5 protein-coding genes are annotated in these 3128 nt (G+C 63.5%); all 5 read left to right on the forward strand.

Going from position 1 to position 3128, the window contains the following annotated elements; translation table 11 throughout:
- Positions 1-166 precede the first annotated feature (166 nt).
- A complete protein-coding gene (locus tag MEICH_RS0116045; protein ID WP_245587691.1) occupies positions 167-700 on the forward strand; it encodes an AHH domain-containing protein in 534 nt (177 codons plus the stop codon).
- A 16-nt stretch (positions 701-716) separates the two neighbouring features.
- Entirely contained in the window at positions 717-1295 is a 579-nt protein-coding gene (locus MEICH_RS28865) for a hypothetical protein (protein WP_027893444.1), read from the forward strand.
- An 84-nt stretch (positions 1296-1379) separates the two neighbouring features.
- A complete protein-coding gene (locus MEICH_RS28870) occupies positions 1380-1808 on the forward strand; it encodes a hypothetical protein (RefSeq protein ID WP_157202861.1) in 429 nt (142 codons plus the stop codon).
- Positions 1799-2215 carry a hypothetical protein gene (locus MEICH_RS0116055; RefSeq protein ID WP_027893445.1) on the forward strand — a complete coding sequence of 139 codons (417 nt, stop codon included), beginning with the start codon at positions 1799-1801 and terminating at the stop codon, positions 2213-2215. The genes MEICH_RS28870 and MEICH_RS0116055 overlap by 10 nt, the downstream gene beginning before the upstream one ends.
- Positions 2216-2550: 335 nt before the next feature.
- The coding region (locus tag MEICH_RS29475; protein WP_036219485.1) for a hypothetical protein at positions 2551-3128 on the forward strand (578 nt) is incomplete at its 3' end.

The raw sequence follows: 3128 nt of genomic DNA on the forward strand, positions 1-3128 counted from the left end.
CACAAAGGCCACCAGCACCAATGCCACACCCCCCACAGCGGATAGCGCCGGTTCTGGTAGCGTGGATCGTCCAATGAGGCTAAGGCTTCGCGTAAGTTCATGCCTCTATCTAGCCTCAACCCTGAATAACGGTCAAGTCTGCTGGGTGGGGGCGGGGGATTTGAAGGTGGGGGATGAGGTGAGGCAGGCCGACGGCACCGGCGGTACGGTGCTGGAGGTGCGCACCGTCAAGGAGCTGCGCCGGATGTACAATCTGGACGTCGCTACTGCTGACACCTTCTACGTGGGCCAGGGGCAGTGGCTGGTGCATAACTGCTCGACCACCTTGGACCGGAATCTTGGCGGGAGAGTCGGGGATGGGCTGCAGGCCCACCACTTGATCCCGGAGGAGCTATTCAGGGGTGACCCGTTCCTCGCGCGGGCGATCAGGGGTGGGTTCGACATGGACGCGGCGTACAACGGCCTGCTCATGCCCGGCTCAAGGGCCGGGAGCAACGCCGCAGGGGTCCCCTTCCACCTGGGGTCCCACCCCAATTACACAAACTATGTCCGTAGAGAACTGGTTCTGTTGGAGCAACAGGCCGCGCTGAACGGCTGGTCGGACGCCCGGGCCGCCCAGGAGGCGAGGGCGCTGGCGCGGCGCCTGGCCGCTGAGATAATGTCCAAGGGCGGGGGAAAATCGCTGAACAAGTCGTTCTGACGGAGAGGAGGCGCTCTTGTACTATGTTCTTGAGTCAAAGATCATAGGGTGGCGCGGGAAGACCCTGCTCGCCCGGTCGGAGCCGCTGCTCCACGAGTGCGAGCCCCACTGGTGGCTGGCGCAACCCCTCACCAAGAGGCCCGACCGGTTCCGCTTCTACATTGACGGCAGGGGCCCCAGGCCCGACAACTACCCCTGCGTCAGCGGCATCGACATGTACTCACGCCGCCTCGTCGAGCTGCTCTTTGCGCAGGGGGTCCGCCACGAGGCCTTCCCCGCGGACGTGATCGACGACCGCACGGGGGAGGCCCTCGGGTCCGACTACCTGGCCTTCCACCTGCTGGAGATCTACCCCGCGGTGGACCACCGGCGGTCCGACCTGACCTACGACGACGAAGGCGCGGACCGGGCCGTCATCCGCGCCGTCCGGAGGCTGGTCCTCACCGAGGAGTGCCTCCGGGCCGGGCGGCCCATGTTCCGGCCCGCAGAGCTTTTCGGCCTGGTGTTGGTGCACGAGGGGTTGGTGGCGGTGATGGAGGACCACGGGATCACGGGTAACGTGTACACCCCCCTGGAGCAGTTCAGGGTGGGCTAGTGAGGGGAAGCCGGGTATGAATGAGGAACTGCCGGCACCGGCGGTACGGTGCTGGAGGTGCGCACCGTCAAGGAGCTGCGCCGGATGTACAATCTGGACGTCGCTACTGCTGACACCTTCCACGTGGGCCAGGGGCAATGGCTGGTGCACAACGCAGGTTATAACGGGCCGGTAAAGATATCCCCGGCTGGCTTCCAGGATGTCATTACCAAAGGGGTTCACGTGTCTGTCAACGGGGTTGAACTAAGGGTTTTGCCAGCCGCCGGGGGAGAGATTGTGTTTAAGCCCGTGTTCAGCGGATATTCCGAGAGCGAGGTTAGAAGAGCGGTCATAGTCGCTCGCGAAGAGATCCAATCAAGCGCTGCCCTACGCACGAAGCTGTATGAAGCCGCGGTGGCGGCCTCCAGAAACCTAGCGACCGAGACGGGGGCCCTAGCGGAATTGGCCAGAGGCAGATCGGCAGAGACAGCGTTCCTGGCAAAAGCCCTGCAAAAAATGGGGATATGCGAGTAGACCTGATTTCCCTCATCAAGACGGGCCAGTTCCTTACCTTCAACGAGGACAGCCAGCCTGCCGACACCGCCGCTATGCCAGGGGTCGAGAGGGTTGCCCACCCGGGTAAGGACGTGATGATCATCCGCCGCGGCAACGTTGAATTCAGCTTTGTTAAAGGGAAGCTACGTGCGATCCAGCTCATACTTGACGCCAGCATCGAGCCGGCCGTCGTATACGATGACTCGTTACCCCTGCCGCTGGGGGAGGCGACCCTCAAAGACCTGTTACGGCGGGAGCAAGTGGCTTACACGGTCGATAACAAGGTGATCCCGCAGCAAGGTGCGTACAGGCTGGTTTTCCCCTCGGGGGTGACGGCCGTGGTCCACGGAGGGGTCGTGACACGAATCTACCGGAGTTTTACTTAGGGAAGCAAGTTGAGGTTTTTGTGGAAAAACAGCCCCCAGAGATCTACTCAAATTTCGCGATGAAGTTACGCATGGGACGTGGATTCGATAGCGCCCTATTCGAACAGATTATTTCTTCAATTCGCTAAATACACGATAAATGGAAAGACGAGATGGTAATCCTCAAAAAACGGTCGTGTACGTGTTGGCCTCTATTGGTCCGGATCTCAAGACCTTTGGGAAATTCAACGACGAAGCTACACGAAGACGGATCGATAAGTTACCCGCCGAGCTCCTTGAAATGGTCGAGCTGATCCTGTTGCCAACAGAAAACTAACCGTTCGCGGAACCCCCCTATGCTCCCCAAACCCCTCTCCCTCCTCCCGTTCCTTTCCCTCCTGCCCCTGCTTTCCGCCTGCGCCGCCCCCGACGGCACCCTGCCGGCGGTGGAGGTCCACTCCGCCCTCCCCGACCCCCTCCCCGCCCGGCTCAGCGTCACCGTCAAGGCCGCCGACGACTCCGGCGTCGCCTCGGTCTCGCTGTACGCCCGCGCCCCCGGCAGCCCCCACCAGGGCCAGCTGTTGGGCAGCACCGCCGAGGCGAGCGGGGAGGGCCTCTACACCCTGAGCGTCTCCACCACCACCCTGCCCGACAAGGCCAGCCTGGAGCTCTACGCCACCGCCACCGACGGCAGCGGGGAGGTGGGCGCCTCGGCCCCGGTGGCGGTGAGGACCGACCACCCCGGCGCCCCCGCCCTGAGCTACCTGGTGGCCTACACCCTGCCCAAGCCCCCCGGCTACGGCACCCCCTGCCCCAAGCCTTCCCCTTCCTCCGCGTCAGCCTCACTACGGGCCGTGGGTACAGCGCCCGCGCTCCCCCCGGCCCGCCTGGTCAACCCTGCCTTGCTGCGTCCCCCGCGGGGCTTCCGCCCCCT

The sequence above is a fragment of the Calidithermus chliarophilus DSM 9957 genome, from assembly GCF_000430045.1.
GTDB lineage: Bacteria > Deinococcota > Deinococci > Deinococcales > Thermaceae > Calidithermus > Calidithermus chliarophilus.